15 protein-coding genes are annotated in these 25,857 nt (G+C 63.7%); 14 read left to right on the top strand and 1 reads right to left on the bottom strand.

Annotation, left to right across the window (positions count from 1 at the left end; genetic code table 11):
• The first annotated feature begins 125 nt into the window (after positions 1-125).
• Positions 126-12,623 carry a filamentous haemagglutinin family protein gene (locus J5M72_RS14165; RefSeq protein ID WP_207865907.1) on the top strand — a complete coding sequence of 4,166 codons (12,498 nt, stop codon included), beginning with the start codon at positions 126-128 and terminating at the stop codon, positions 12,621-12,623.
• A 64-nt stretch (positions 12,624-12,687) separates the two neighbouring features.
• On the opposite strand, the gene J5M72_RS14160 is transcribed toward J5M72_RS14165, so the two are convergent.
• Positions 12,688-13,635 (bottom strand): transporter, encoded by a 948-nt coding sequence (locus tag J5M72_RS14160; RefSeq protein WP_207865905.1) that lies wholly within the window; start codon positions 13,633-13,635, stop codon positions 12,688-12,690.
• A gap of 211 nt (positions 13,636-13,846) precedes the next feature.
• Here J5M72_RS14160 and J5M72_RS14155 point away from each other — a divergent pair, with 211 nt between their 5' ends.
• The 13 genes from J5M72_RS14155 (at position 13,847) to imuA (ending at position 25,851) form a co-directional block, all read left to right on the top strand.
• Complete coding sequence (locus J5M72_RS14155) at positions 13,847-14,881, top strand: AraC family transcriptional regulator (RefSeq protein WP_207865903.1); 1,035 nt, start codon at positions 13,847-13,849, stop codon at positions 14,879-14,881.
• Between the two features lie 56 nt (positions 14,882-14,937).
• Positions 14,938-15,825: a Dyp-type peroxidase gene (locus J5M72_RS14150; RefSeq protein ID WP_207865901.1), complete on the top strand. Its 888-nt coding sequence runs from the start codon at positions 14,938-14,940 to the stop codon at positions 15,823-15,825.
• Between the two features lie 33 nt (positions 15,826-15,858).
• The gene (locus J5M72_RS14145) at positions 15,859-16,827 is read left to right on the top strand and encodes a Gfo/Idh/MocA family oxidoreductase (protein WP_207865899.1); all 969 of its coding nucleotides are present in this window, start codon (positions 15,859-15,861) and stop codon (positions 16,825-16,827) included.
• Between the two features lie 95 nt (positions 16,828-16,922).
• Complete coding sequence (locus J5M72_RS14140) at positions 16,923-17,669, top strand: GntR family transcriptional regulator (RefSeq protein WP_169430637.1); 747 nt, start codon at positions 16,923-16,925, stop codon at positions 17,667-17,669.
• A gap of 2 nt (positions 17,670-17,671) precedes the next feature.
• On the top strand, positions 17,672-19,402 hold the full coding sequence (locus J5M72_RS14135; RefSeq protein ID WP_207865897.1) for a fumarate reductase/succinate dehydrogenase flavoprotein subunit: 1,731 nt from the start codon (positions 17,672-17,674) through the stop codon (positions 19,400-19,402).
• Between the two features lie 25 nt (positions 19,403-19,427).
• Complete coding sequence (locus tag J5M72_RS14130) at positions 19,428-19,673, top strand: ferredoxin family protein (RefSeq protein WP_003225615.1); 246 nt, start codon at positions 19,428-19,430, stop codon at positions 19,671-19,673.
• A gap of 233 nt (positions 19,674-19,906) precedes the next feature.
• Positions 19,907-21,310, top strand: a complete 1,404-nt coding sequence (locus J5M72_RS14125) for an ABC transporter substrate-binding protein (protein WP_207865896.1) — start codon at positions 19,907-19,909, stop codon at positions 21,308-21,310.
• A 234-nt stretch (positions 21,311-21,544) separates the two neighbouring features.
• A complete protein-coding gene (locus J5M72_RS14120) occupies positions 21,545-22,327 on the top strand; it encodes an ABC transporter permease (RefSeq protein ID WP_207865894.1) in 783 nt (260 codons plus the stop codon).
• On the top strand, positions 22,327-23,175 hold the full coding sequence (locus J5M72_RS14115; RefSeq protein ID WP_207865892.1) for an ABC transporter ATP-binding protein: 849 nt from the start codon (positions 22,327-22,329) through the stop codon (positions 23,173-23,175). Before J5M72_RS14120 ends, J5M72_RS14115 begins: the two co-directional genes overlap by 1 nt.
• Positions 23,172-24,134, top strand: a complete 963-nt coding sequence (locus tag J5M72_RS14110) for a HEAT repeat domain-containing protein (protein WP_207865890.1) — start codon at positions 23,172-23,174, stop codon at positions 24,132-24,134. Before J5M72_RS14115 ends, J5M72_RS14110 begins: the two co-directional genes overlap by 4 nt.
• Entirely contained in the window at positions 24,131-24,409 is a 279-nt protein-coding gene (locus tag J5M72_RS14105) for a DUF971 domain-containing protein (protein ID WP_207865888.1), read from the top strand. The genes J5M72_RS14110 and J5M72_RS14105 overlap by 4 nt, the downstream gene beginning before the upstream one ends.
• 207 nt (positions 24,410-24,616) lie before the next feature.
• On the top strand, positions 24,617-25,234 hold the full coding sequence (lexA, locus tag J5M72_RS14100) for a transcriptional repressor LexA (protein ID WP_207865956.1): 618 nt from the start codon (positions 24,617-24,619) through the stop codon (positions 25,232-25,234).
• Complete coding sequence (gene imuA / locus J5M72_RS14095) at positions 25,234-25,851, top strand: translesion DNA synthesis-associated protein ImuA (RefSeq protein ID WP_207865886.1); 618 nt, start codon at positions 25,234-25,236, stop codon at positions 25,849-25,851. The genes lexA and imuA overlap by 1 nt, the downstream gene beginning before the upstream one ends.
• Positions 25,852-25,857 lie beyond the last annotated feature (6 nt).

The following is a 25,857-nucleotide window of genomic DNA, read 5'->3' as shown; positions in this document are numbered from 1 at the left end:
CGGGCGCCGTTACTCGCAAAACATGAAGTTTGTGTGACATCCGTTCGGTCGCGGCCCCCGCCAACCGCCTATGTCGTAACAGCAGGTTGTTGCCGACCTGTGGCCATCAAAAGGATCTCGTAGTGATGCTTGCTCGCCCATCCCGCCGCCTTACCGACGTTCAATCTTCCCGACGTGATGCCGTGGACCCGGCGCTGTGGTTGCTCAAGCCTCTGGCGCAGGCCGTGGCGTTGTGCCTGGTGGCGGGCAGCGCGCACGCGCAGACAGCGTTCAGCTCGGGCTGGTTTGCCGCCAAGGGCGCCGCACAGCAATCCGCCGCACGTCCGGGTTCCGGCGCGGCTGGTCTGCCGGGAATGACGCCGCCTCTGGCGCAGCAACAGAAGGCCAGCCAGCAATTGCAGCGTTCGTTGCAGACACTCAATAACACCGTGGCGGCGATTGCTGCGCAGCAGGCCGCTCAGGCTGCCGGACGCGCCGTGGCATCCGGTTCCGTCCAATGGGTGCCGGACGGTCTGGGCGAAGGGGGCTTGAAGGTCGACAACAGCCTCACCCAGGGTTGGCAGAACGCCAAGGGGCCGCAGCAGACCCAGGTCGATGGCAAGACCCATGTGCGGATCGAGCAGACCGCCGACAAGGCGATCCTCAACTGGGAAACCTTCAACGTCGGACGCAACACCACGGTCGAGTTCGCCCAGCAGTCGAACTGGGCGGTGCTCAATCGGATCAACGACCCCAACGCGCGGGCAAGCCAGATCCAGGGCCAGATCAAGGGTGACGGCACGGTGATGCTGATCAACCGCAACGGCATCGTGTTCAGTGGCACCAGCCAGGTCAATGTGCGCAACCTGGTGGCGGCGGCAGCCAATATCACCGATATCCAGTTCCGGGATCGCGGTCTGTACTTCGACAGCAGCGGCAGTCAGCCGACCTTCACTGAAGCCGCCGGCAAGGTCCTGGTGGAGCGCGGTGCATCGATTCAGACGCATGCTCCCGCCACATCCACCGATGCCGGCGGCTATGCGTTGCTGCTGGGCAGCGAGGTGCAGAACGACGGCCACATCGGCACCGCCAAGGGGCAGACCGTCCTCGGCGCTGGCGATCGTTTCTATATCCGCAAAGGCTCGGGCACTGAGGGCAATGGTTTTTCCACCACCTTCGGCAACGAAGTCGTCCCGGGCTTCAAGGCCGACAGCAGCGCCGGCAAGGTCAGCAACAACGGTTTGATCCAGGCGGCCACCGGTGACATCACCCTGACCGGCCACGATGTACAGCAGAACGGTGTGCTGCTGGCCAGCACCTCCGTGTCGACCCGCGGCACCCTTCACATGCTCAATCCGGCCACTGATACCGGCGGCCGCGTGACGCTGGGGCAGGGCAGTGCCACGGCGATTCTGCTCGACAGCAGCGACCTGACGGCGCTGGACAGCCAGCACAAAGCCGCGCTGACCGGTGTCAACGCCAACAACAGGGTGCGTGGCGACCAGTCGCGCATCGACATCCAGAGTGGCGGCAGTGTCGAGTTCCAGAACGGCTCGATCACTCTGGCCACCGGCGGGCAGGTCGCTGTCACGGCGGGGCTTCGCAGCCTGGTACGCAACGGTGCGCTGATCGATGTGTCGGGGGCCATTGGCGTGAAGGTCGCCATGGAATCCAACAACATCAAGATCAACGTGCAGGGCAACGAGCAGCGCGATTCGTCGGTCAACCGCGAGAAGGGCGCGCTCAACAGCAATGATGTGTGGGTCGATGTGCGCGAACTGGTGTACGTGCCGGCCGGCACCAACGGCTATGCAACCGACCGTTGGTACACCGCCGGCGGACTGCTGGAAGTCGGCGGCTATCTGGGCACCCAGGGCCACGGTATTGGTGAGTGGATGGCGCAGGGGGGCATGGTCAGTTTTGCCGGCAACGATGTGGTGACCGAAAAAGGCTCGTTGATCAACTTGTCCGGCGGCACCCTGGATGTGCAAAGCGGAGAGATCCGTCAGAGCTGGCTGCGCGGTGCCGATGGGCGTCTGTACGAAGTCTCGCGGGCACCGGGGGATATTCTCTACACCGGGTTGTACAAGGGTTACGAAGACAGCAGCGAGCGCTGGGGCCAGACCGACTATTACTTCAACCCGCTGATTGCCCCGCCCCGTCGCCAGGAATCGGGTTACACCGTGGGCCGCGATGCCGGACAACTGGTGATCGCGACCCGCAATGCGCTGCTCGATGGGCAGATGCTCGGGGAGGTCTATCAGGGCGAACGCCAGACCCGGACGCCGCGTGCGGTACTCGACGGTTACGAGCAGAGCCAGACCGCACTGGCGCGGCGCGGACAACTGATCGTCGGCAGTTACGACCCGGCCTATGTCGCGTCGGCCGGGGGCTTGTTGTACGGCCTCAATCCATTGCTCGATCAAGTGCAGATCGGTGCTGACAAACCCATCGATGACGGTGTTCCGGATGTGCTCTCGGCGGTGTCCGAGAGCCGCGAGGGCAAGCTGTTCCTCGATGCCGATCAGCTCAATGGATGGCACCTGGGTGCATTGAAGGTTGCGGCCCGGGACCGTATCGACGTCAATCAGGCGCTGACGGTCGACACCGGAGGCGACATCACCCTGTATGGCCCGGATGTGCAGGTCAGTGCCGATCTGATCGCCCGGGGCGGCAGCCTGCACTTGGGCAACGTGCTCAATCAGTTGCAGACCAACGCCACGACCGATACCCGGATCACCGCGCCTGCGGGCCATCCGACCCGGGTGGCCGTGGCCAAGGGTGTGCAACTCGATACCCGTGGCGTGTGGAGCAACCTGTCCACCAACCCGGATGACGCTGCGGGCCTGGCCTACTTGAACGGGGGGCTGATTTCGATCCGCAGCAGCGGCGATATCGATGTCCAGGCCGGCAGTCTGCTGGACGTTTCGTCCGGCGGCGCGGTGCTGGCCAACGGCAAGACCTGGGACGGCAAGGGTGGCAGCCTGACGCTGGAGTCCAGCGCCAACACTGTTGCGGACGCGGCGACACTGCGTCTTGACGGCGACGTGCGCGGCTACGGTGTGAGCGGTGGCGGCACGCTGCTGGTGCAAGCCGGCAAGGTACTGATCGGCAAGACGGACGAAAAACTCGCCGATTCGACCCTGCAGTTGTCACCGAGCCTGTTCGAGAAAGGGTTTTCGGCTTACAACATCATCGGTCTGAACGGGCTGAGCGTGGTCGATGACACACGGATCGACGTCACGATGCCGGTCTATCGTTTCGGTGCTCAGGCGTCGGACCGGGTCAGCGGCGTCGATCCAGGCACGGCGCTGGAGTTGTGGACGCCGGCGCTGTTCCAGGAGAACCCGACCAAGGCTGTGTTGACTCAGCGCGGCGGCGCCAGCCTGTCGTTGCAGGCCGGATCGAGCAATCCCAATCTGCTCGATCCGGTCAAGTCCACGCTGGTTGTCGGCACCGGCTCACGGATCAGCGTCGATCCTGGCCAGCGAATCGGCTTGCGCGGGCCCGGACAGATCACCGTTGACGGTGAGCTGAATGCCTGGGGCGGTACGATCGATATTCGCCAGCAGCAGTTCGGTTCGGTGGACCCTGCCGACAGCCAGCAAGAAGCTGCGCGACAGGCGCACAACCGTTCTATCTGGATCGGCGAGCACGCCGTACTGGACGTGGCCGCGCGTGCCGCTACGGCGGTGGATGCATTGGGGCGCGTCTACGGTCTGGTCGGCAAGGGTGGCAGCATCGTCATCGGCGGTGAGCTCGATGCGAAGAAAGCCACTGCCACCTCTGCCGATGCTTACGTCATCGTGCGCAATGGCGCCCGCCTGGACGCCTCCGGTGCCGCGGCGGTGCTGGATATCGCCGGGCAGGGGCCGACGGCGGTCGCCACCGATGGCGGAAGGATTTCCCTGAGTTCCTACAGCGGCCTGTTCATCGACGGCCGGTTGCGGGCCGCTGCCGGTGGTGCCGGCGCCGCCGGCGGTCGACTGGACATTGCCCTGGAAACCCCGTTGTACCGCATCGGTGAAGCCGCTGACGAGGTGCGTCTGCCCCGGGAAATCGTGATCGGCCAGGGGGCGGTGGAATCGCCGTTGGCGGCCGGCCTGAAACCGGGAGACGCGGCACCGGCCCTGGTCTACGGACGCACACGATTGAGTGCCGACACCTTGATGAGCGGCGGTTTCGATAATCTCGGGCTGCTGAGCAACGGACTGATTTCATTCGATGGCGATGTCGACCTGCATTTCAACCAGAGCCTGAGCCTGTATGCCGGTGCCTTGTCTCTGGCCGAACACGCGAAAGACAATGCCCGGATCAACCTTTTCGCACCTTCTCTGCGCCTGTTGGGGCCCGGGGTCTATTACGGCTCCAACGCGTTCATTCGTCCAAGGGTCATGAACGCACCGACCCCGAATCTGTCGGCAGCGCAGTTCAGTGCGTCGGCCAACCTGCTGGATATCGGCAACAGCCTTTCGTTTGGCACTCTGGGTTCGATCGTGCAACTCAATGCGCCGGCGGTGCAGGTCGGTCGCCGAGGTTTTGCGCAGGTGTCGCTTGCCAGCCAGGGCGACATGCGTTTTCTGGCCTCGGCCACACAACCGCTGACCGAGCTGTGGGCGGCGGGCGACCTGAATTTGAGCGCGGCACAGATCTATCCGGTGTCCGGTGCCAGGGCCCGGGTCAGGGCCGGTTTCCAGCAGGAAACGGCGCCTTCCGACGGCACGTTGCGGATCCTCGCGCAGGGCGCGGCGCCGAGCGCATTGCCGTATTCGGTGTTCGGCGAACTGACGCTGGCCGCCAGCCGTATCGAGCAGGGCGGTGTACTGCGTGCGCCGCTGGGCCTGATCACGCTGGGCGAGAGCACCAGGTCGGTGCTGACCCGCGAAATCCATCTGCTGCCCGGCAGCCTTACGTCCGTCAGCGGCGCCGGGCTGGTCATGCCTTACGGTGGCACCACTGACGGCATCGACTACCGCTACAACGCCAGCTCCGTGCTGTTGAAAGGCATCGCCGGCCTCTCGGCCGGGGTGACCCTGCAGTCGCAATACGTGGATGTGGCACAAGGTGCAGTGATCGATCTTTCCGGCGGTGGCGATCTGCGCGGTGCCGGGTTCATTTCGGGTCGCGGCGGCTCCACCGATGCGCGCTATAACCCGCTGGTGCGTAACGCCAGCGACGGCACGTTCAGCCTGCCGGGGCTGGCGAGCAACCCGGTCTACGCGATTGTGCCGGGCGATCAAAGCCTTTATGCACCAGTGCTCGCGGAAGCGGGGGCGGTCGATCCCCGTGTCGGCCAACGCATCACCCTCGGCGTCGGCGTGCCGGGCCTGGCGGCCGGAACCTATACCTTGCTGCCATCGACGTTCGCGCTGTTGCCCGGTGCGTTCCGGGTCGAGGTCAATGGTCAGGTCGCGGCAGCGCCGGGAAGCGGCGCATTGCCGATGCGCAACGGCTCATGGGCTGCCAGCGGCCGGATGTCGATTGCCAATACCGGACTGCGCGACAGCGTTGACAGTGCGATCATCCTGACGTCGGCCGATGTCCTGCGCCGTTATTCGCAATACAACGAAACCGGCTTCACTGCGTTCATCAAGAGCGATGCCGCACGTCGGGGGGTACCACGGGCATTGGCGCCGATGGATGGAAAAACCCTCGATCTGCGCTTTGAAAGCGGTGCAGATCGAGAGGTCGCGCTGGACTTCAACGGCCAGGTGCTGTTCAAGCCTGCTGAGGGCGGCGTGACGGGAACCGCTGTCATTCGCGCCTCGGGCGGTGCCCTCGAAGTGCTGGGAGCGGGCCGACCACGCACGAAGGATTTCAGCGGCGTTTCGCTGTATGCCGACAGTCTCAATAACCTGGAGGCCGGACGCCTGGCCATCGGTGCCGTGCCGACAGTGGATTATGGCTCTGGCGGCAATATCGTTTCTTTCGGCAGCAGCAATTCCAACCACATCGTCCTGCGTGAAGGCGCGGTGCTGTCTGCACCGGAGGTACTGCTGCGAACCCAGAAGACTGACGCAGGCATCACCCTGGAGGCGGGGGCAGGCATCAACACACTGGATCGCGGTGACGTGCCTTACGACACCACTGCCGGATTTGTCTATCAACCCGGGGCTGGCAGCGTGTTGCTGGTGTCCAACGGCCGGACCACGATGCTGGCGCCGGCGAAGGCGGTCGGAACCGATGGCGCGGGCAGCATCCGCATCGGCACCTGCGCAGTCGAGCCGTGCACGGCGGCGACATCGCTGTATTCCCGAGGCAGCATCACCGCGGCCACCGACAATCGCTTCGAACTGGCGGATTCAGTGGGTTTCGGCACCCGACACCTGAGCCTGGCGGTCGGCGCGGTCAACGTCGGGAACGCTCAGGCACTGTCCGACAGTGCGGGACGTGTACCGGTCGGCCTGACACTCAGCCAGCGTGTGCTCGACCGTCTGCTTCAGGGCGATACCCGGTTGGGTGCGCCGGCACTGGAATCCCTCGGCCTGACGGCTCGGGACTCGTTCAATTTCTTTGGCAGCGTGACGCTCGATACGCTCGACCCACAGACGGGCAGCAGCAAGCTACAGAACCTGGTGCTGACGACGCCGGCGATCTACGGCCTGGGAGAGGCTGCGGATGTGGCAACTCTGCGCACCGCCAGTCTGATCTGGAACGGTGCGCCCCAGGCGCCGGGTGCGGTGGTCAGCGGCGGCGCCGGGACCGGTCGCGGCATGCTGGATATCCAGGCACAACGTATCGAATTCGGCTACGGCCCGAACCCGCAACCGAGCGGGCTGGACCAGAACAATCGTTTGGCACTGGGCTTCGCCAACGTGAATCTGACGGCCAGCGAACGCATTACCGCCAACCACAAAGGCAGCCTCGCGGTGTACCAGGAGCAGGGCGCCTACGATCCACTGAAGGGATACGCTTACACCGGCGGCAACCTCAATCTGCGCACACCGCTGTTGACCGGTGAAGCGGCTTCGGTCAACTCGCTCAAGGCCGGCGACAGCCTGACCCTGAAGGGCGCCGGTGTTTCCGCAGCGGCCAATGCATTGGGCGCGCAACTGACACTCGATGCCCATGACGTGGTGCTCGAGAGCCGTATCGCGCTGGCCAGCGGCAAGCTGATAGTCAAGGCGGAAAATGACCTGACGCTGACCGCCGACGCACAACTGGATCTGGCCGGACGCACCTTGCCGTTCAACGATGTGAAGAAATACAGCTGGGGCGGCGACGTGTCGCTTTTCAGCCACAGCGGCAATATTCGCCAGGCGGCTGGCTCGCGGATCGATCTGTCGGCGCAGAACAATCAGGCCGGCCATCTCAGTGCGGTCGCCTTGGCCGAGAATGCGGGCGTGGTTGATCTGCAGGGAGTGATCCTCGGCGCCAGCAGCGGTTATTACGATGCTGGCGGCACGCTGGTGCCGTACAAGGCCGCCGGTGTGGATCTGCGCGCCCGCCATCTGGGAGGTGATCTGAACGGGCAATTCGCGGCGCTCAACCAGCGTCTGAACGCCGGGCACGTGTTCGGCAGCCGCAGTTTCCAGTTCAAAGAGGGCAGCCTGCTGATCGGCGACGGCCTCAAGGCCGGTGAAATCAATGTCTCGGTGGACAATGGCAGCCTTTCGGTTGCCGGTCTGATCGATGCCAGTGGCGAGCGGGTCGGCAGCATCCGGCTGTCCGGCAAGAACGGTCTGACACTCGCCGGCAATGCCGTGCTGGACGCCCATGGCCGGATTCTGCGGGTCGACAGCTACGGCAAGATCATCGACGCACCGAACCGCGCCGTGGTCGAGCTCAATTCCGGCGAAGGATTGCTGACATTGGCCTCTGGCACCCGGTTCGACTTGCGCCACGGCACCGACGCGACCGTTGGCAAACTGCCGGGGCAGAACGACGGGGTGGCGCGCGGCACGCTGGAACTCAATGCGCCGCGCCTGGGCGTTGGCGACATTGCCATCGATGCCAGCGGAGCGCTGAGCATTCAGGGGGCACGCTCCATCGGCCTCAACGGCATGCGTCGTTATACCGATGCCCGTGACGGCGCCGATCCGGCGGCCAGCGGCCGCCCTTATCAAGTGATCGATCAGGCGCTGTTCGATCGCATCGATGGCGACAGCAGCACATTCATCAGTGCCGCGCTGAGCAACAGCGACTTGCTGCAACGCAAACTGGCGGGGCTGAACAACGCGACCTATGCCGACATGTTCCATTTGCGTCCCGGGGTCGAGATTGCCAGCCAAACCGCCGATGGCGATCTGGTGGTGGAAGGCGATATCGACCTGTCGCGCTACCGATATGCCAGCCTCAATCGGCACACAGAGAAAACCTCGGTCTATGGTTCCGGCGAGTCCGGCAGCCTGGTGATGCGTGCCGGTGGCAATCTCGATATTTACGGCAGCCTCAACGATGGCTTCGCACCACCGCCGGAAACGGTCGACGATGCCGGTTGGAAGCTGTTACCGGGCGTGCAGCCGTTCGGCGGTGACCTGATCGTGCCGGGCACCGGCGTAACGCTGGCCGAGGGCACGCGGTTCCCGGCGGGCACCACGCTCAATTACGACTTGCCGATACAAGCCGTGACCCTGGTCAGCGGCACATTGCTGCCGACGCAGGCGACGCTGGCTGGCCCCTATTCGCTCAATGCCGGCACGGTGTTGTCCGGCGCGGTGCATGACGCATCGGGCAATCTGCTGTACGCCGCCGGTACGCTGCTCAGCGACAACGTGATCCTGCCTGCCGGCAGCCGTCTGGGGGCCGGTACCCGATTGAACGGTGCGGTTGCGTTGCAGGCCATGCTCTGGCCCAAGGGCGTGCCGTTGCCGGGTACGGTCGGTGCGGACAATCAGACGGCGGGGGTGACATTGAGCGGTGCACTGGCGCTGCAGCGCGGTTCGCTGATTCCGTCCATGACCGATGTCGTACTGGCCACCGGCACCGCATTCATCGAGCTGCGCGGCTATTCCGGCACCACGCAGCAAGGCAGCAACTGGGCCGTGGCGAGCATGCTGCCATCGGGCAGTACGTCCTGGTCGATGCGGGTGGTGGCCGGGTCTGACCTGGAGGCCGCCGACAGCCGTGCAGTGAAGCCGTTGACCCGTGAAGGCAACCTGCGTCTGGCCGATACCCATTACGGTTTGACAGTGGTGGAGAAAAAACTCGACACCACCTGGGCCGAGGGCAACCCGATGGGGTATCCGGCCGGGGAGGTCGTGAGCGATGACGAACTGTACCTGTGTGACATCCTGCCGGGTGCCTGCATCGCGCCCGCCAGGTTCCTGTGGGCGGTGGACAACATCGCCGGCATGCCGCCGGGAACACCGGTCACGGATGACGAGCTGTTCTGGTGCGATGCCGACCCCAACTCCTGCACACCGAACAAGGGCGGTATCACCGTTTCACCGCACACCCAGATGTTCAGCGTGTTACGCACCGGCACCGGCGATCTGGACCTGATGGCCGCCGGTGACCTGAGCATGGATTCGCCCTTTGGCGTCTACACCGCGGGCACTCAGTCCCGGGATATCGATCCACGCTTCAATCAGCGCCGGGGTGCCCTCACGGATAACGGTTCAGTGCTCGGCAGCAAAGGCGCCGATTATGAGAAGTGGGTCAATGGCGGCAGCGACAGTCTTTATCAGGCCTGGTACCCGGAGCTGGGCGGTAACCTGACGATCAGTGCGGGTGGCTCGGTCTCGGGGGATACCCTGGGGCGTCGCGGATTCATTCGGGATGCGAACCTGCGCGAACAGGTTTCCAGTGTCTCCGTGGGTAACTGGTTGTGGCGACAGGGGACGGGCAACAACGACGTGCCGACTGCCTGGTGGATCAACTTCGGCAGCTATGCCACGCAGCCACTGCCCGACCCGGACTTTGACACCGGCCCCTATCTGGTGGGGTTCACCGGATTCGGCGCACTGGGCGGCGGCAACGTCAGCCTGCGCGCCGGAGGCGATGGCGGCATGCTCAAGCCATTGGGTGACAGCAGCCTGAATCCACGCAGCCAAGGGCTGATCGTGGCGGTGGGCAGCACCGGCAGGGTGGGCAGCGACGGCCGCCTGCAACTGACCGGTGGCGGCGACATGGACATTCAGATCGGCGGCACGTTGAACCCGTCATTACAGGCACGGGCAGGGGAAAGCGGTACGGGAGCACCGAATCATGATCTGCAGGGGGCATTGATCAACCTGCGGGGTGCGGCGCAACTGTCGGGCGGTGCGCTGGGCGGTATCAATCTGCAATACGGTGCCTACACTTCCCTCCAGGACCCTCGTGAAACCCGGGCCTTCGATCCGTTCACCTCGACCCTTGGCAGCGCGTCCGGTGGCCTGGTGCTGATCCCGGGCGACTCCGGCATGCGCCTGACTACCCGTGGCGATCTGGTGCTGGGCGGTGCGGTCGACCCGGCAAGGGTGCGCCTGCAGAACTCCACACCGTTCACCGATACCAGTGGCGTCGCCCATGACGGTGGCGGATTGGCCGGTTTCTCGTTGTGGACCGATCACACGGCCATCGATCTGTTCTCGGCGGGGGGCAACCTGACACCTGGCACACAGCTGGGTGAAACCGACACCCAGGGCCCATTGGCCAGCCGCAACACCTCGCCCACTGACGGACGTTTCGTGTACCCCTCGATCCTGCGCGCGGTAGCGGGGCAGGGCTCCATCTATGCCGGCCCTTCGGCCACTTACCGGGCAAGCGGGTTTTCCGCCGCGACGGCTTACTCGATCGTGCTGGCCCCTTCCCGCGACGGGCAACTGGAGTTGCTGGCCGCAAACTCGATCTACGCCGGCGGCTACGCGATCAACCAGTCTGGCGCCAGTCTGTCCGCCATCGCCACGCCGTTCGCGCCGGCGTTTACCGGTTATGCGCAATACGGTTCCAGCAGGCCGGTCACAAGCAACTACAACAGCGACGGCATTGCCCCGAGCCTGAACGTGCGTTATCCGTTGTTTGCATTCGGTGCCGACAGTTACTCGGGAACCAGCGGCGTTCAGGCACCCGCGCGCTTCTACGCCATGACCGGCGATCTGGTGGGCATTCGCAGCGGCGAAACCTTGCGTTTCGGCACCTCGCTGCGCACCTGGTACGAAAGCGCTGCGCCTGTCTGGATGCTGGCCGGGCGCGATATCGTGGCGTCCGGCACCCACCTGGGCCAACCGGCAACGGCACCGTCGGAAATCGGCTGGAACAACGAAACCATTTCATCGTCAGGCAACCTGCTGATTCACACCAACCAGCATGATGTTTCGCGGATCTCCGCCGGTCGCGACATCCTGTACAGCAGCTTCGATATCGCGGGGCCGGGTCTTCTGGATATCAACGCCGGGCGCAATATTCTGATGGAGGATCGCGCCGGCATCACCAGCATCGGACCGGTAGCCGCAGGCGATCATCGTTCGGGTGCGAGCATTGTGATGCAGGCCGGCGCCGGCGCTCAGGGGCCGGATTACTCACGGTTCATCGCCCGTTATCTGAGCCCGCAGAACTTCGCCGACCCGAACGCACCGCTCAACGGCCAACCGGGCAAAGTGGTCAAGACCTACCTCGAGGAGTTGCAGAGCTGGCTGACCCTCGGCTACGGCTTCAGCGGCAACGCAGAGCAGGCGCAGTCCTTCTTCGCTGCACTGCCAGGTACCGAGCAGGCGATCTTCGCCCGTCAGGTGTACTTCGCCGAACTGCGTGCCGCAGGCCTGGAATACAACGACGCCGATGGTCCACGCAAAGGCAGTTACCTGCGCGGTCGCAACGCAATCGCTGCGTTGTTCCCGACTGCCGATGTGGCCGGTAACGCGATCCGTTATGACGGCGATATCACGCTCTACGGTGGCGCCGGGGTCAAGACGCTGTTCGGTGGTGATATCCAGATGCTCACGCCGGGCGGTGGTCAGGTGTTCGGCATTGAGGGCGCGGCGCCGCCATCGACGGCGGGGATCATCACTCAGGGTTCGGGCAACATTCAGCTCTATTCACAGGGCAGCATTCTGCTCGGACAGAGCCGAATCATGACCACGTTTGGCGGCTCGATCCTTGGCTGGTCCGCCGAAGGCGACATCAACGCCGGTCGCGGTTCGAAAACCACCGTGGTCTACACCCCGCCAAAGCGTGTGTACGACACCTGGGGCAACGTGACCCTGTCGCCATCGGTGCCGAGCACCGGCGCCGGTATCGCCACGCTCAACCCGATTGCCGAAGTGAAGCCGGGGGACATCGACCTGATCGCGCCGCTGGGCACCATCGATGCCGGCGAAGCGGGGATTCGCGTGTCGGGCAACGTCAACATCGCTGCGCTGACAGTGGTCAATGCCGCGAACATTTCGGTGCAGGGCAAGGCGACCGGCGTGCCGGTTGTGGCGGCGGTCAACACCGGGGCGATCACCTCGGCCAGCTCCGCTGCGTCATCCGCGACCCAGGCAGCGGAAGATGTCGCTCGTCAGCAACAAGCTGCGTCACGCCAGAATCAGGCTTCGGTGTTCACCGTACAGGTGCTCAGCTTCGGCAACGAACAACTGGCCCCGACCCGCGACGGCGCCAGCCGCGCACCAACACCGGGCTACAACCCCGACAGCCCGGTGCAGGTGCTGGGCGCCGGGGTGCTGGACGAACAGGCGAAACAGCAGTTGACCGAGGAGGAGCGGGGACAGCTGACGTTGTAAAAGGACTCTCGTGCAGTACGCTTCGGGCGGCCGTTTGGCCGCCCTTTTTTTGCGGTTCTTTTACTTAAAATGCATACGGAATACTCACCTTCGCCCACAACATATCCCCTTCCGGCCGGTTCTCCACGTCGAACTCCCTGGCCCAGCGAATCTCCGCACTGGCGTACTTGAGAAAGGTGAAATGCAGCGCCGGGCCGATGGCGAACACCTTGCCGCGTACGCCGTCATCAACGTCCTGGCCGGCGAACTGTACGGTGTGGCCGAACTGTTTGTCGTCGGTGGTCTGCTTGAGGTAATAGCCGTTGAGGCCGAGCATCAGGTCGTCGGTGATCTTGTAACTGGCCGAGTAATCGAAGTGGAAGATTTGCCCGGATTTGTAGTCGGTGTCCTTGTTCTTCTCGTTGAAGCTGTAGGTGGTCTTCATCGAGATTTCGGTCTTGTCTGTCGGCAGCCAGGTGAAGGAGAACAGCGGTTTGTAGGTGTAGAAATTGTTGCTGGTGTTGGCCAGGCGATCGACGCTGTACTCACCGGTGGGCACGGTGATTTCCACGGCGGCGCCGAGGGTCAGGTTCTTGCCCATGTCCCACAGGATGATCGGAGCGATGGTGGTATCGCCCATGCCCTCGCGGGTGTCGCTCAGGCCGAACACCGAGACTTCCTGCTTGAGCCACGGCTGGGCGATGTAACCGGCCAGACGTCCACCGAACACCCGCACCGGGCTCAGGTAGTCGATGCGCGGGATGACGGCGGTGGATTCGATCTCGACGTTCGGCACTTTGCCGCCGAGTGAGCTGATATTGAGCTTCGTCGACTTGTAGTGGTTGTAGTAGAGGTTGAAGGCGACCATGTTCTCCGGAAGGCTGTCGACTTCCAGCGGCAGCATGAAGAATCCGTCGGTGCCGGGGCCGATGTTGTCGACGCCGGCTTCGGTGGCCAGGGCCGGCAGGGCGGTGGCGCCGCCAAGCAGGCTCAGCGCCAGTCGCACAGGGAATGTCGCGCGGTTCGGGGTCATGTCCGTCCTCATTATTATTGTGTTTGGGCGCAACGCCGGCACGCAGGACGTCCGGCCACTATAGAAATAAGCCCTTGGCGCACGACGGGGCAGGGTATTGGCGGACACGGAAGGGGACTTCTGCGGACAGTCCGCCAACCCTGTGCTAACTTCTTTCGACATAACCGGTTACAAAAATAACAATTCAGCGTGATCCGGAATGTCAGCCCCCATGAACGCAAAACTCCAAGACCCCACCTTCGATCTGGCGCTGGTGTCGCCATTTCTGCTGCAGACCCTGGCTGAAGTCGCCGCGAACAAGGGCATAGAGCCGCAAAGCCTGTGCCGTGGCCTGGGTTTTACTTTCGAGGATCTGCAGGACCCTTCGCAGCGCATTTCCTATCGCCAGGCCGTGGCCATGATCCAGCGTGCGCTGAAGGCCTTGCCCAATCAGGGATTGGGCCTGTGGGTCGGTGCGCAGAACGTGCTGGGCACACTCGGATTGCTCGGGCATGTGCTGTCGCTGTGCAAGAACCTGCGCGATGCGTTCGATCTGGGGATTCGTCATCAGCACACCTCCGGCGGGATCGTGGTGATCAGCGTGGATGTCATGGGTGAGCAGGTGCACGTCGACGTGGAATGCCGCTTGCCGTTCGCTGAGGTGCAGATATTTGCCGTCGAAGAGTTTTACGCCAGCCTGCTGGTTTACGGCCGGGCACTGGTGGGCGAGACGTTCCAACCGATTGCCGTGGAGTTCGTCCACGCGGCGCCGGATTACGTCGATGAATACCGGCGGCTGCTGGGGCCGGACGTGCGCTTCGGCTGCCTGCACAACCGCATGCTGATCGACGTGAAGTGGCTGGATGTGAATTTGCCCAATCATCATTCGCTGGCGCTGCGTCAGGCGGTCAAGTTGCTGGAGCTGGAGGCGGCGCAGGTTCATCAGAAACTCGATCTGATCCAGGCTGTGGAGCGGGCGATTGCCCGGGACTTGAGCCGGGGCAGCCACATCGAAAAGATTGCTGGTGACCTGAACATGAGCAGCCGCACCTTGCGCCGGCGCCTGACCGAGCACTCGCTGACTTTCGAAGCGTTGCTGGAGCAGGTGCGCCAGGCGCGCACGATGAGTCTGCTGGCCAATCCCGAAATGCCGATCGAGCGCATCACCGAGGAAGTCGGCTACAGCGACGTGCGCAGCTTTCGCCGGGCGTTCAAGCGCTGGACGGGGAAGAGCCCGAGTGCGTGGCGCAATGAGTGCGTCATCTGATCCCACACAAATCCTCCGGCTACAGTTAAACTCCGCGCTCTTTCCAAGGAGTCGACATGAGTTACTACCAGCCGGGCATCCTCGCCACCCCTGTACCGCCGCAAGCACGTCACCTGTTTTTCGCCCTCGATTCGGTTGAAGCATTGCCGCAGGCGATCGACAACCTGCTGAATCTGGTGGACGGCAAGTCGGCGGTGGTCGGTTTCGGTGAATCCCTGGCCAAGGCCCTGAATGTGACCATCGATGGCCTGCGCAGCTTCCCGGCGCTGACCGGCGTTGGCGTGGAAAACCCGTCGACCCAGCACGCCCTGTGGGTGTGGCTGCACGGCGTCGACCGTGGCGATCTGCTCAACCGCAGCACTGCGCTTGAGGCCGCCCTGGCCCCGGCGTTGCGCCTGGTGCAGATGCAGGAAGCCTTCCGCCACAAGGACGGCCATGACCTCACCGGTTATGAAGACGGCACCGAAAACCCCCACGACGAAGCCGCCATCGCCGCCGCACTGCAAAGTGAAGGCGCCGACGGTCTGGTCGGCGGCAGTTTTGCCGCGATCCAGCAGTGGCAGCACGACCTCAAGGGTTTCCATGCACTGTCCGCCGAGGACAAGGACAACATCATGGGCCGTCGTCTGAGCGACAACGAAGAGATCGACGATGCCCCGGTGTCCGCCCACGTCAAGCGCACCGCCCAGGAAAGCTTCGCCCCGGAAGCGTTCGTCGTGCGCCGTTCGATGCCGTGGATCGAAGGCGACCGCGCCGGCCTGATGTTCCTCGCGTTCGGTTTCTCCCTCGACGCCTTTGAAGCGCAACTGCGCCGCATGAGCGGTCTGGAAGACGGCATCACCGACGGTCTGTACCGCATCAGCCGGCCGATCACCGGCGGCTACTACTGGTGCCCGCCGCTGCAAAACGGCCACCTCGATCTGCGCGCACTGCGTATCGTCTAAGACCCAAGCAATGGCGAGGCTCAAGGAATGGCGATGAACGTGGTGCGCTGGGGCATGATCGGTTGCGGCAGCGTCGCCGAACGCAAGAGCGGGCCGGCCTTCTACAAGGCCCCCGGCTCGGCGTTGGTGGCGGTGATGGGGCGACGTCTCGAAGCGGTGAGCGATTACGCCTCGCGCCACGGCATCGCCCGGACGTACACCGACGTCGATGCCCTGATCAACGATCCCGGGGTGGACGCGGTGTACATCGCCACGCCCCCCGACAGCCATCACGCCTACAGCCTGAAAGTTGCCGCCGCCGGCAAGCATTGCTGCGTGGAAAAACCCATGGCGCTCAACGTCGGGCAAAGCCGCGAAATGCAGCAGGTGTTTACCGACGCCGGTTTGCATCTGTTCGTTTCCTATTACCGCCGTTCGCTGCCGCGTTTCCAGCAGGTTCGGCAATGGTTGCAACAAGGGCGCATCGGTGAGGTGCGGCACCTGAGCTGGACGCTGACCAAGGCGCCATCGCCCAAGGATCTGGACGGCAGCGCAAACTGGCGCACCGATCCGACGGTGGCCGGTGGCGGCTATTTCGCGGATCTGGCCAGTCATGGATTCGACCTGTTCCAGTACCTGCTTGGCGACATCGTTGAAGTCGCCGGTTTCACGGCGCGTCAGGCCGGGTTGTACGCGGCGGAAGATGCAGTCAGCGCCAGTTGGCGGTTTGCTTCCGGCGCGTTGGGCATGGGCTGCTGGAGCTTTGTCGCGGACCGGCGCGAGGATCGGGTCGAGATCATTGGCAGCCAAGGGCGGATTCGTTTCTCTGTGTTCGACGAGCATCCGGTCGAGCTGCACGCCGATGAGAAGATCAGCCTGGAAATCCCTCATCACGAACACATCCAGTGGCACCACGTACTGGGCATGAACGCGCAGATTCGCGGTGAGTCGCAGCATCCGGCCGTTGCCGCAGAGGCCCTGAAGACCGATTGGGTCATGGATCAAATCCTCAAGCGCCACTGAAGGTGCATCTAACCTTATGCTCATTCGGTATTTCTCAAGCTTGTCATAACGTCTCTAAGATCACGTCATAACTCGTTATAACAAGTGATCCCGTGATGACCGATAACGTTCTCTCCCTGGGCAGCGTCCCGCTGCACACCCAACTGCGCGACGTTCTGCGCGCCCGCATTCTTGACGGCGAATACCCGCAAGACAGCCAGATGCCGTCCGAAAGCGAGCTCGGCACGCTGTTCAAGGTCAGCCGCATCACCGTGCGCCAGGCCCTGGGCGATCTGCAGAAAGAAGGGCTGATCTTCAAGATCCACGGCAAAGGCACCTTCGTCGCCAAACCCAAGACCTTCCAGAACGTCAGCACCCTGCAAGGCCTTGCCGAGTCCATGACCGGTCGTGGCTACGAGGTGATCAACCGCCTGCGCAGCTTCAAATTCATCGCCGCCGACAAACTGGTTGCCGAGCGTTTGCAGGTCGCCGAAGGCGAAATCGTCGCGCAGATCAAACGTGTACGGCTGATCAACCGCGAACCGATCTCGCTGGAAATCACCTACCTGCCCAAAGCCGTCGGCGAGCGGCTGGAGAAGGCCGATCTGGTGACCCGCGACATCTTCCTGATCCTCGAAAACGACTGCGGCATCGCCCTCGGCCACGCGGATCTGGCCATCGACGCGGTGCTGGCCGACAGCGACTTGACCCAGGCGCTGAACGTCGAGGCCGGCTCGCCGATCATGCGTATCGAACGTCTGACCCACGACGCCCACGGCCGGCCGCTGGACTTCGAACACCTTTATTACCGTGGCGATGCGTTCCAGTACCGCCTGCGGATCGACCGGCAAAAAGGGGCCTGACCATGACCCGCAACACCTTAGAGCAGGAATACGACATCGTCGTGATCGGCGGCGGTACGGCTGGCCCGATGGCGGCGATCAAGGCCAAGGAAAAGAACAAGGACCTGCGCGTGCTGCTGGTCGACAAGGCCAACGTCAAGCGCAGCGGCGCGATCAGCATGGGCATGGACGGCCTGAACAACGCGATCATTCCCGGCCACTCCACACCCGAGCAGTACACCAAGGAAATCACCATCGCCAACGACGGCATCGTCAATCAGGCAGCGGTGTACGCCTACGCGACGCACAGTTTCGAAACCATCGAACAGCTCGACCGCTGGGGCGTGAAGTTCGAGAAGGATGAAACCGGCGATTACGCGGTGAAGAAAGTTCACCACATGGGCGCCTACGTGCTGCCGATGCCGGAAGGGCACGACATCAAGAAAGTCTTGTATCGCCAGTTGAAGCGTGCGCGGGTGAGCATCACCAACCGACTGGTCTGCACCCGTTTGCTGACCGACGAGGAGGGCGCCGTCAACGGTGTGATGGGGTTTGACTGCCGCACCGCCGACTTCCATGTGATCAAGGCCAAGGCTGTGATTCTCGCTTGCGGCGCGGCCGGGCGACTCGGTCTGCCGTCCTCGGGTTACCTGATGGGCACCTACGAAAACCCGACCAACGCCGGCGACGGTTACGCAATGGCGTATCACGCCGGGGCTGAACTGGCGAACCTCGAGTGCTTCCAGATCAACCCGCTGATCAAGGACTACAACGGCCCGGCCTGCGCCTACGTCACCGGTCCGTTGGGTGGCTACACCGCCAACAACAAGGGCGAACGCTTCATCGAGTGCGACTACTGGAGCGGGCAGATGATGTGGGAATTCCACCAGGAACTGGAAAGCGGCAACGGCCCGGTGTTCCTCAAGCTCGATCACCTGGCGGAGGAAACCATCCAGAACATCGAGGAAATCCTGCACAGCAACGAACGCCCGAGTCGCGGCCAGTTTCACGCCAATCGCGGCACCGACTACCGCACGCAGATGGTCGAGATGCACATCTCCGAAATCGGTTTTTGCAGCGGTCATTCGGCGTCCGGCGTGTGGGTGAACGAGCGGGCCGAGACCTCGGTGAAAGGTTTGTACTCGGCCGGTGACATGGCCGCCGTACCGCACAACTACATGCTTGGCGCGTTCACCTACGGCTGGTTTGCGGGCAACAACGCGGCGGAGTTTGTCGCCGGGCGCGAGTTCTCCGCGCTGGATGCCGAGCAGATCGAAAAGGAAAAGGCCCGGGTCTACGCACCGCTGGATCGCGAAAACGGTCTGCCGCCGGCGCAGGTCGAGTACAAGCTGCGGCGCTTCGTCAACGATTACCTGCAGCCGCCGAAAGTGACGAAGAAGATGGAAATCGGCCTGCAACGCTTCAGCGACATCGAGCGCGATCTCAACGAGATGAAGGCCAACAACGCCCACGAACTGATGCGCGCCATGGAAACCAGCGTGATCCGCGACTGCGCCGAAATGGCTGCCCGCGCCTCGCTGTTCCGCGCCGAAAGCCGCTGGGGCCTGTACCACTATCGCGTCGATCACCCGCAACGGGACGACCGCGAATGGTTCTGCCACTGCCACCTGAAGAAGGGCGAAGACGGGCGCATGACCAGTTTCAAGAAAGCCGTCGAGCCTTACATCATCCCCCTCGACGCCGAGGAAATGCAGGCCTACGACCGTTTGCGGGTTGGCGCTTTCGCCGCTTGAGGCATCACTAGAGAGAGTCCGAACCATGGCCTATCAAGCCCAGGAAATTTTCTTCCGCTCCAATGCCCCCGTCACCGTGGACGAGGACAAATGCATCGCCGAAAAGGGCTGCACCGTGTGCGTCGACGTCTGCCCGATGGACCTGCTGGCGATCAACCCGGCCACGCAAAAGGCCTACATGGCCTTCGATGAATGCTGGTACTGCATGCCGTGCGAAAAGGACTGCCCGACCGGTGCCGTCAAAGTCGACATCCCGTATCTCCTGCGGTGACCCCAAATCCATTGTGGGAGGGGGCTTGCTCCCGAAGAGGCCGGCATTGCTGGCATCACTATTGACTGAATCACCGCTTTCGCGAGCAAGCCCGCTCCCACAGGGGATTTGTGGCGAGCCTATAGCCATCCGTAAACCCCGGACGCTGGATTCACCCAACACCCCTCGTTTCCCACCGCGCCCTGATCGCGGCGGAGACGAACATCCTATAAATGATTCGAGGGGATTCAACCATGTTGCGTGCAGCAATCGCCGGTCTGGTACTGGCTTCGTTCACCCTGTCGGCCTCGGCCGAAACCATCCGGATTGCCATCGGCACCCAGGACACCACCATCAACTGCGCCGCCGGCGGCCTGTTGATTCGCGAGCTGGGTCTGCTCGACAAATACTTGCCTCACGATGGCGCCTACAAGGACGCCAGATACGACGTGCAGTGGAAGAACTTCAGCAGCGGCGCACCGCTGACCAACGAGATGGTCGCCGGCAAACTCGACTTCGGCGCCATGGCCGATTTCCCCGGTGCATTCAACGGCGTGGCGTTTGAAACCGCCGGCAAACACAGCCTGTTCATCAGCGTGTTGTCGGGCAGCATCAAGGGCAGCGGCAACGGCATCGTGGTGCCGAGCGCGTCGGGCGTGCAGTCGCTGAGCGAACTCAAGGGCAAGACCATTTCCGTGCCGTTCGCCTCCACCGCCCACGGCATGTTGCTGCGTGCCGTTGCAGAGCAGGGTTGGGATCCGTTGAAGGATGTGAACATCATCGCCCAGCCGCCGGAGGTCGCAGGTTCCGCGTTGCAGGCCGGGAAGATCGACGCTCACGCCGACTTCGTGCCGTTCGCCGAACTGTTCCCGAGCCGTGGCTTCGCCCGCAAGATCTACGACGGCGCCCAGGCCAATGCGCCGACCTTCCACGGTGCGCTGGTGGATCAGGCCTACGCGAAGCAGTACCCGGAAATCGTCGTCGCCTACCTGCGTGCAAGCATCGAGGCCAATCAACTGTTGGCCGCTGAACCTGAGAAGTACAGCGAGCTGATTGCCAAGGTCACTGGCGTCGATGCCGAGGTCAATTACCTGTTCCACGGCCCGCTCGGCGTGCAGACCCGTGATCTGAGCTGGAAACCGGAATATCGCCAGGCTGTGGGCACCGCCATCGACACGCTGAAGCTGCTGAAGAAAGCCGATCGTGGACTCGATCTGAACACCTTTATCGACGATCAGTACATCCGTGCAGCGTTCAAGGCTTCCGGTCTGGATTACACCGCGCAACTGGCCAACTACGCGCAGACGCCGCTGAAGTCTGTCGATACGGTGACTGGAAAAACCATCAGCGATTTCAGCCATGTTGCGGAAATCTGGGTGCGGGGGGAGGACAAGGTCCGGCGTTATGCCTCGGCTGAAGAGGCGTTTACCGCGTTGGCCGGCCTGAAATCGGAAGGCAAGAACATCCGTGCGATGTACGCCCAGGCGAGTGACAGCGGGATCAAGTTGCTGGCGGAGCAGGCGTGGTTTGCCAGTGATGCGAAGGGACGGCTCAGCGCGTTTTTGTTGAAGGGGCAGGCGCAGCAATTTGCTTCGGCGCAGGGCGGGAAAGTGTTCGATTTCACCGATGCCACGACCCAGGCCGTGGCTGCGCGCTGATTGAAGATCAAGAGCCCCTCACCCTAACCCTCCCGAAACGTCGGACCGCCCGGAGGGAGAGGGGACTGACCGAGGTGTTTGCTGGAGCTACGCCGACCTGAAATACCGAGCCGAACTCAGGTCTTGAAAGGCTTGAAGATCGGCTCCCTTTCCCCCTCGCCCCCTTGGGGGAGAGGGCTGGGGTGAGGGGGTAATCTCAGCCACAACACAGCTCCACAATTGGAAACCCGATCCATGAAGTCACCCACCCTACGCTGGACATCGAGAGCCGCCTCATTGCTTCTCTGCCTGCTCTTCTGGCAACTAGCCGCCAGCCACCACTGGAACCTCGGCCTGGTCACCTTCGCCAACGTCCCAACCCCGCTGGCCGTGATCCAAGCCGCCCTCGGCCTGGGCGACTCCGGCAAGCTCATCCAGCACCTGACCGCCAGCCTCGGCCGGGTGTTCGCCGGCTACCTCGCGGCGCTGGTGATCGGCATCGCCCTGGGCCTGGCCATCGGCCGTTCAAAGTGGGCCGAAGACCTGCTGCTGCCGCCACTGGAAGTGCTGCGCCCGATCCCCGCCGTGGCGTGGATTCCACTGGCGATCCTGATGTTCCCGTCGTCGGAATTGTCGATGGTGTTCATCACCTTCACCGGCGCGCTGTTCCCGATCCTGCTCAACACCGTGCACGGCGTCGAAGGCGTCGACCCGCGCCTGATCGCCTCGGCCAAAAGCCTCGGGGCGGGGCGTCGGGCGATCCTGCTGGAAGTGATCCTGCCGGGCGCTGCACCGAGCATCATCACTGGGCTCGCGATCGGCATGGGCACCTCGTGGTTCTGTCTGGTGACCGCCGAAATGATCTCCGGCCAGTTCGGCATCGGTTACTACACCTGGGAGTCCTACACCATCCAGAACTACGCCGACATCGTGGTCGGCATGTTGTTGATCGGCGTGTTGGGCATGGGCAGCAGCCTGCTGATCAAACGCCTGGGCGGACTGTTCACGCCCTGGCACCGACCACGAGGAAAAGCCTGATGAGCGTGATGCAAACCCCGGAAGGGCGGATCGACATCCGCCAGTTGTCCATCGTCCTCGGTGAAGGCCGGCAAGCGTTCGAAGCGGTGCAGGGCCTGGACTGCCAGATCGAGCCGGGCCAGTTCGTGTGCATTCTCGGCCCGTCCGGTTGCGGCAAATCGACCTTGCTCGGCGCGCTGGCCGGGCATCTGCAACCTCACGGGGGGCAGTTGAAAGTCGACGGCGCCGAAGTGTCCGGCCCGTCACCGCAACGCGGCATGGTGTTCCAGCATCACACCTTGTTCCCGTGGCGCACGGTTCGCGACAACGTTGCCTTCGGCCTGAAGATGCGCGGCATCGGCAAGGCCGAGCGCCTTCGTGGCGCCGACGACATCCTCAAACTGGTCGGCCTCGAAGGCTTCGCCGAACGCTGGCCGGATCAACTGTCCGGCGGCATGCAGCAACGGGTGGAAATCGCCCGGGTGCTGGTCAACCGGCCACGCCTGTTGCTGATGGACGAACCCTTCGGCGCGCTGGATGCGCTGACCCGACTGAACATGCAGGAACTGCTGCTGGACATCTGGACGCGAATTCGCACCACGGTGGTGTTCGTTACCCATGACATCGACGAAGCGCTGTTCCTCGCCGATCGCTTGCTGGTGATGAGCGCGCGGCCGGGGCGGATCATCGAAGACCTGCGCCTGGACTTTCCGCGCCCCCGCACCACTGAACTGGTCACCAGTCACGCGTTCTCGCGCCTCAAACGCCACTGCCTCGACCTGCTGCGCCACGACAACGACCGACCGCTGCCGCGCCTCAATCCGCTCGGTTTGCCTCCCGAAAACTCTTTGCCGAGATTTGCCCTGTGACCTCATTTTTTGCTGTGACCGATAACGACGCCATTCTCGCCCTGCAACCGCGCCTGACGGCCGATGACGCCGGTGTACGGCGGATTGCCCTGATTGATCTGGCTGACCTCGAAGAGCCGGACGGTCTGCTCTGGCTGGTTGAGCGGTTGGCTGAAGACCCCGCCGAAGAAGTGCGTGCCGAAGCGGCGCGCTTATTGGAGGCCTGGGAAGACGAGCCGGTGGTTGAAGCGCTGTGCCAGGCGCTGACGGATCCGTCGCCCGCAGTGCAAGCCGCAGCGGCGCAGAGCCTGAGCCTGCTCAAGACCGAAGCGGCGGGCAGGGTGATTCTGCCGTGGACGGCCCATGCCGACACCGGCGTGCGGGTTGCCGCGTTCCGGGCCTTGCGCGAGTTGCGTTTCCCCGGCGCTGCGCCTGCCGCGATTCAGGCGTTGAACGATGCCGACGCCAGTGTCCGTCGCGAAGCCGTCGGCGTGCTCGGCTGGCTCAAGCAACTCGACGCGTTGCCAGCCTTGGCCCGCCTGGCGAGTGATGACCCGGACACCGAAGTACGCCGCGCCGCCACCGGCGCCCTGGGTCTGGCAAGTGACGCTGACGTGCTGCCTGCGTTGCGTCAGGCCTTGCAGGACCACGCTTGGCAAGTACGCGAAGAAGCCGCGACCACCCTCGGCAAGGTCGGCCACACCGACGCCGGGCCGGCGCTGATCGAAGCCTTGGCCGACGACTACTGGCAAGTGCGCCTGCGCGCCACCCGCAGCCTCGGCCGTTTGCGTTACGCACCGGCCCTCGACGCCTTGATCGAAACCCTCGGTCATCGCATCAGCAACCTGCGCAAGGAAGCGGCGCTGGCGCTGGGCGAATTGAATGATCGCGGCGCCGTGGCAGCGTTGCAGGCCGCGCAGGACGACGGCGACCCGGAAGTGCGAAAAGCCGTGCGGATTGCCTTGGGTCAGCTGCAATGAATCCGCTGTCGGTCGGTAATTCTCAAAGTGAACACCGCTTGCGGTTGAGCTGGCCGGATGGCCGCGAGCAGTTGCTCGACCATGCCGAACTGCGCCGCCAGTGCCCGTGCTCGCAGTGCCGGGCGTTTCGCCTGCGGGGTTCGCCGCCAATGGTTGACCCGCGTGTGCGGGTCATCGAATTGAACGCTCAGGGCTACGGCCTGCAACTGGTGTTCAGCGATGGTCATCAACGCGGGATCTATCCATGGCGGTACCTGGCGCAACTCAAACCTTAGGCTCACCGCAATCAACCGGGGCTCAGAAAGACTTACTGACACTGGCCACGACCGTCGCAGGGGGATCGCGTGGCTGCTCAAGGGCAGCAGGCTCAGGGGGCCGATCTGTTGCTCCAGGCCGATGGTCCGCGCCGCGTTGACGGTGTAGGCGTAGAACGGTTTGAGCTGACTGGCGGTGCTTGTCAGGAAATTCCCACAAGGGTACAAATGTACTCCATGAAGACTCTGACTCCCCGCCGTACCGCCATCCTGACCTTTATCCGCGAACGCATCGCCGAACACGGTCAGCCCCCAAGCCTCGCTGAAATCAGCGAGGCTTTTGGTTTTGCCTCCCGCAGCGTGGCGCGCAAGCATGTGCTGGCGCTCACCGAAGCCGGGTTCATCGAGGTCAATCCGCATCAGGCCCGGGGCATTCGCCTGCTCGGGCAGCCGCCGCGGCCGGAACTGCTCGACGTGCCGGTGCTCGGCCGGGTAGCTGCCGGTGCCCCGATTGGCGCCGATGCCGACATCCACAATCGCCTGATGCTCGATCCCGCGCTGTTCTCCCGTACGCCCGACTACATGCTGCGGGTGCAGGGCGACTCGATGATCGAGGACGGCATTCTCGACGGCGATCTGGTCGGCGTGCGGCGCAACCCCGAGGCCCTCAACGGCCAGATCGTGGTGGCGCGGCTCGACGGTGAAGTCACCATCAAACGCTTCGAGCGCATCGGTGATGAAGTTCGCCTGTTGCCGCGCAACCCGGCGTACCAGCCGATTGTGGTACGTGACGATCAGGACCTGGCCATTGAAGGCGTGTTCTGCGGTCTGGTGAGGCAAGGCTGATGGGTGCCGTCGTTGCGCTGGATACGCTGTTCAATGGCGGCCAGGTCTGGAAGGGCCGGCCTGCGCCACCGGCCGCCAGCCCGCAACCCACCGGGCACGCCGCGCTGGACGCGGCCTTGCCCAGTGGCGGCTGGCCGGAAGCGGCGCTGAGCGAGATCCTCCTGGCCGGGCCCGGTGTCGGCGAGCTGCAACTGGTGTGGCCGACCCTGGCGCGACTGTCGGCGGCGGGCGAGCGCATCGTGCTGGTGGCGCCACCGTTCGTGCCGTACCCGCAGGCCTGGGCCAATGCCGGGGTCGATCTGCGTCAGTTGTCGGTGATCCGGGCCAGCGAACGCGATGCCTTGTGGGCGGCGGAACAATGCCTGCGCTCGGGCAGTTGCGGCGCGGTGCTGTGCTGGCCGCACAAGGCCGATGACCGCGCCTTGCGCCGTTTGCAGGTGGCGGCGGAAACCGGCCAGACCCTGGCGTTCGCGTGGCGGCCCTTGAGCGAAGCGGTCAACCCGTCGCCAGCCGCGTTGCGCATCGCCATTGATGCGCGCCCGGCGCAATTGCGCGTGCTCAAGTGCCGGGGCGGACTGGCGCGCAGCGCACCGATTGCCTTCGCCGTGGGGCATTGAGGTCGC

The organism is Pseudomonas sp. 58(2021) (assembly GCF_017491585.1).
In the GTDB taxonomy this organism is placed as follows: Bacteria; Pseudomonadota; Gammaproteobacteria; order Pseudomonadales; family Pseudomonadaceae; genus Aquipseudomonas; species Aquipseudomonas fluorescens_BT.
The sequence above is the reverse complement of the archived record's forward strand: the minus strand, read 5'-3'. Positions and strand labels throughout refer to the sequence as shown.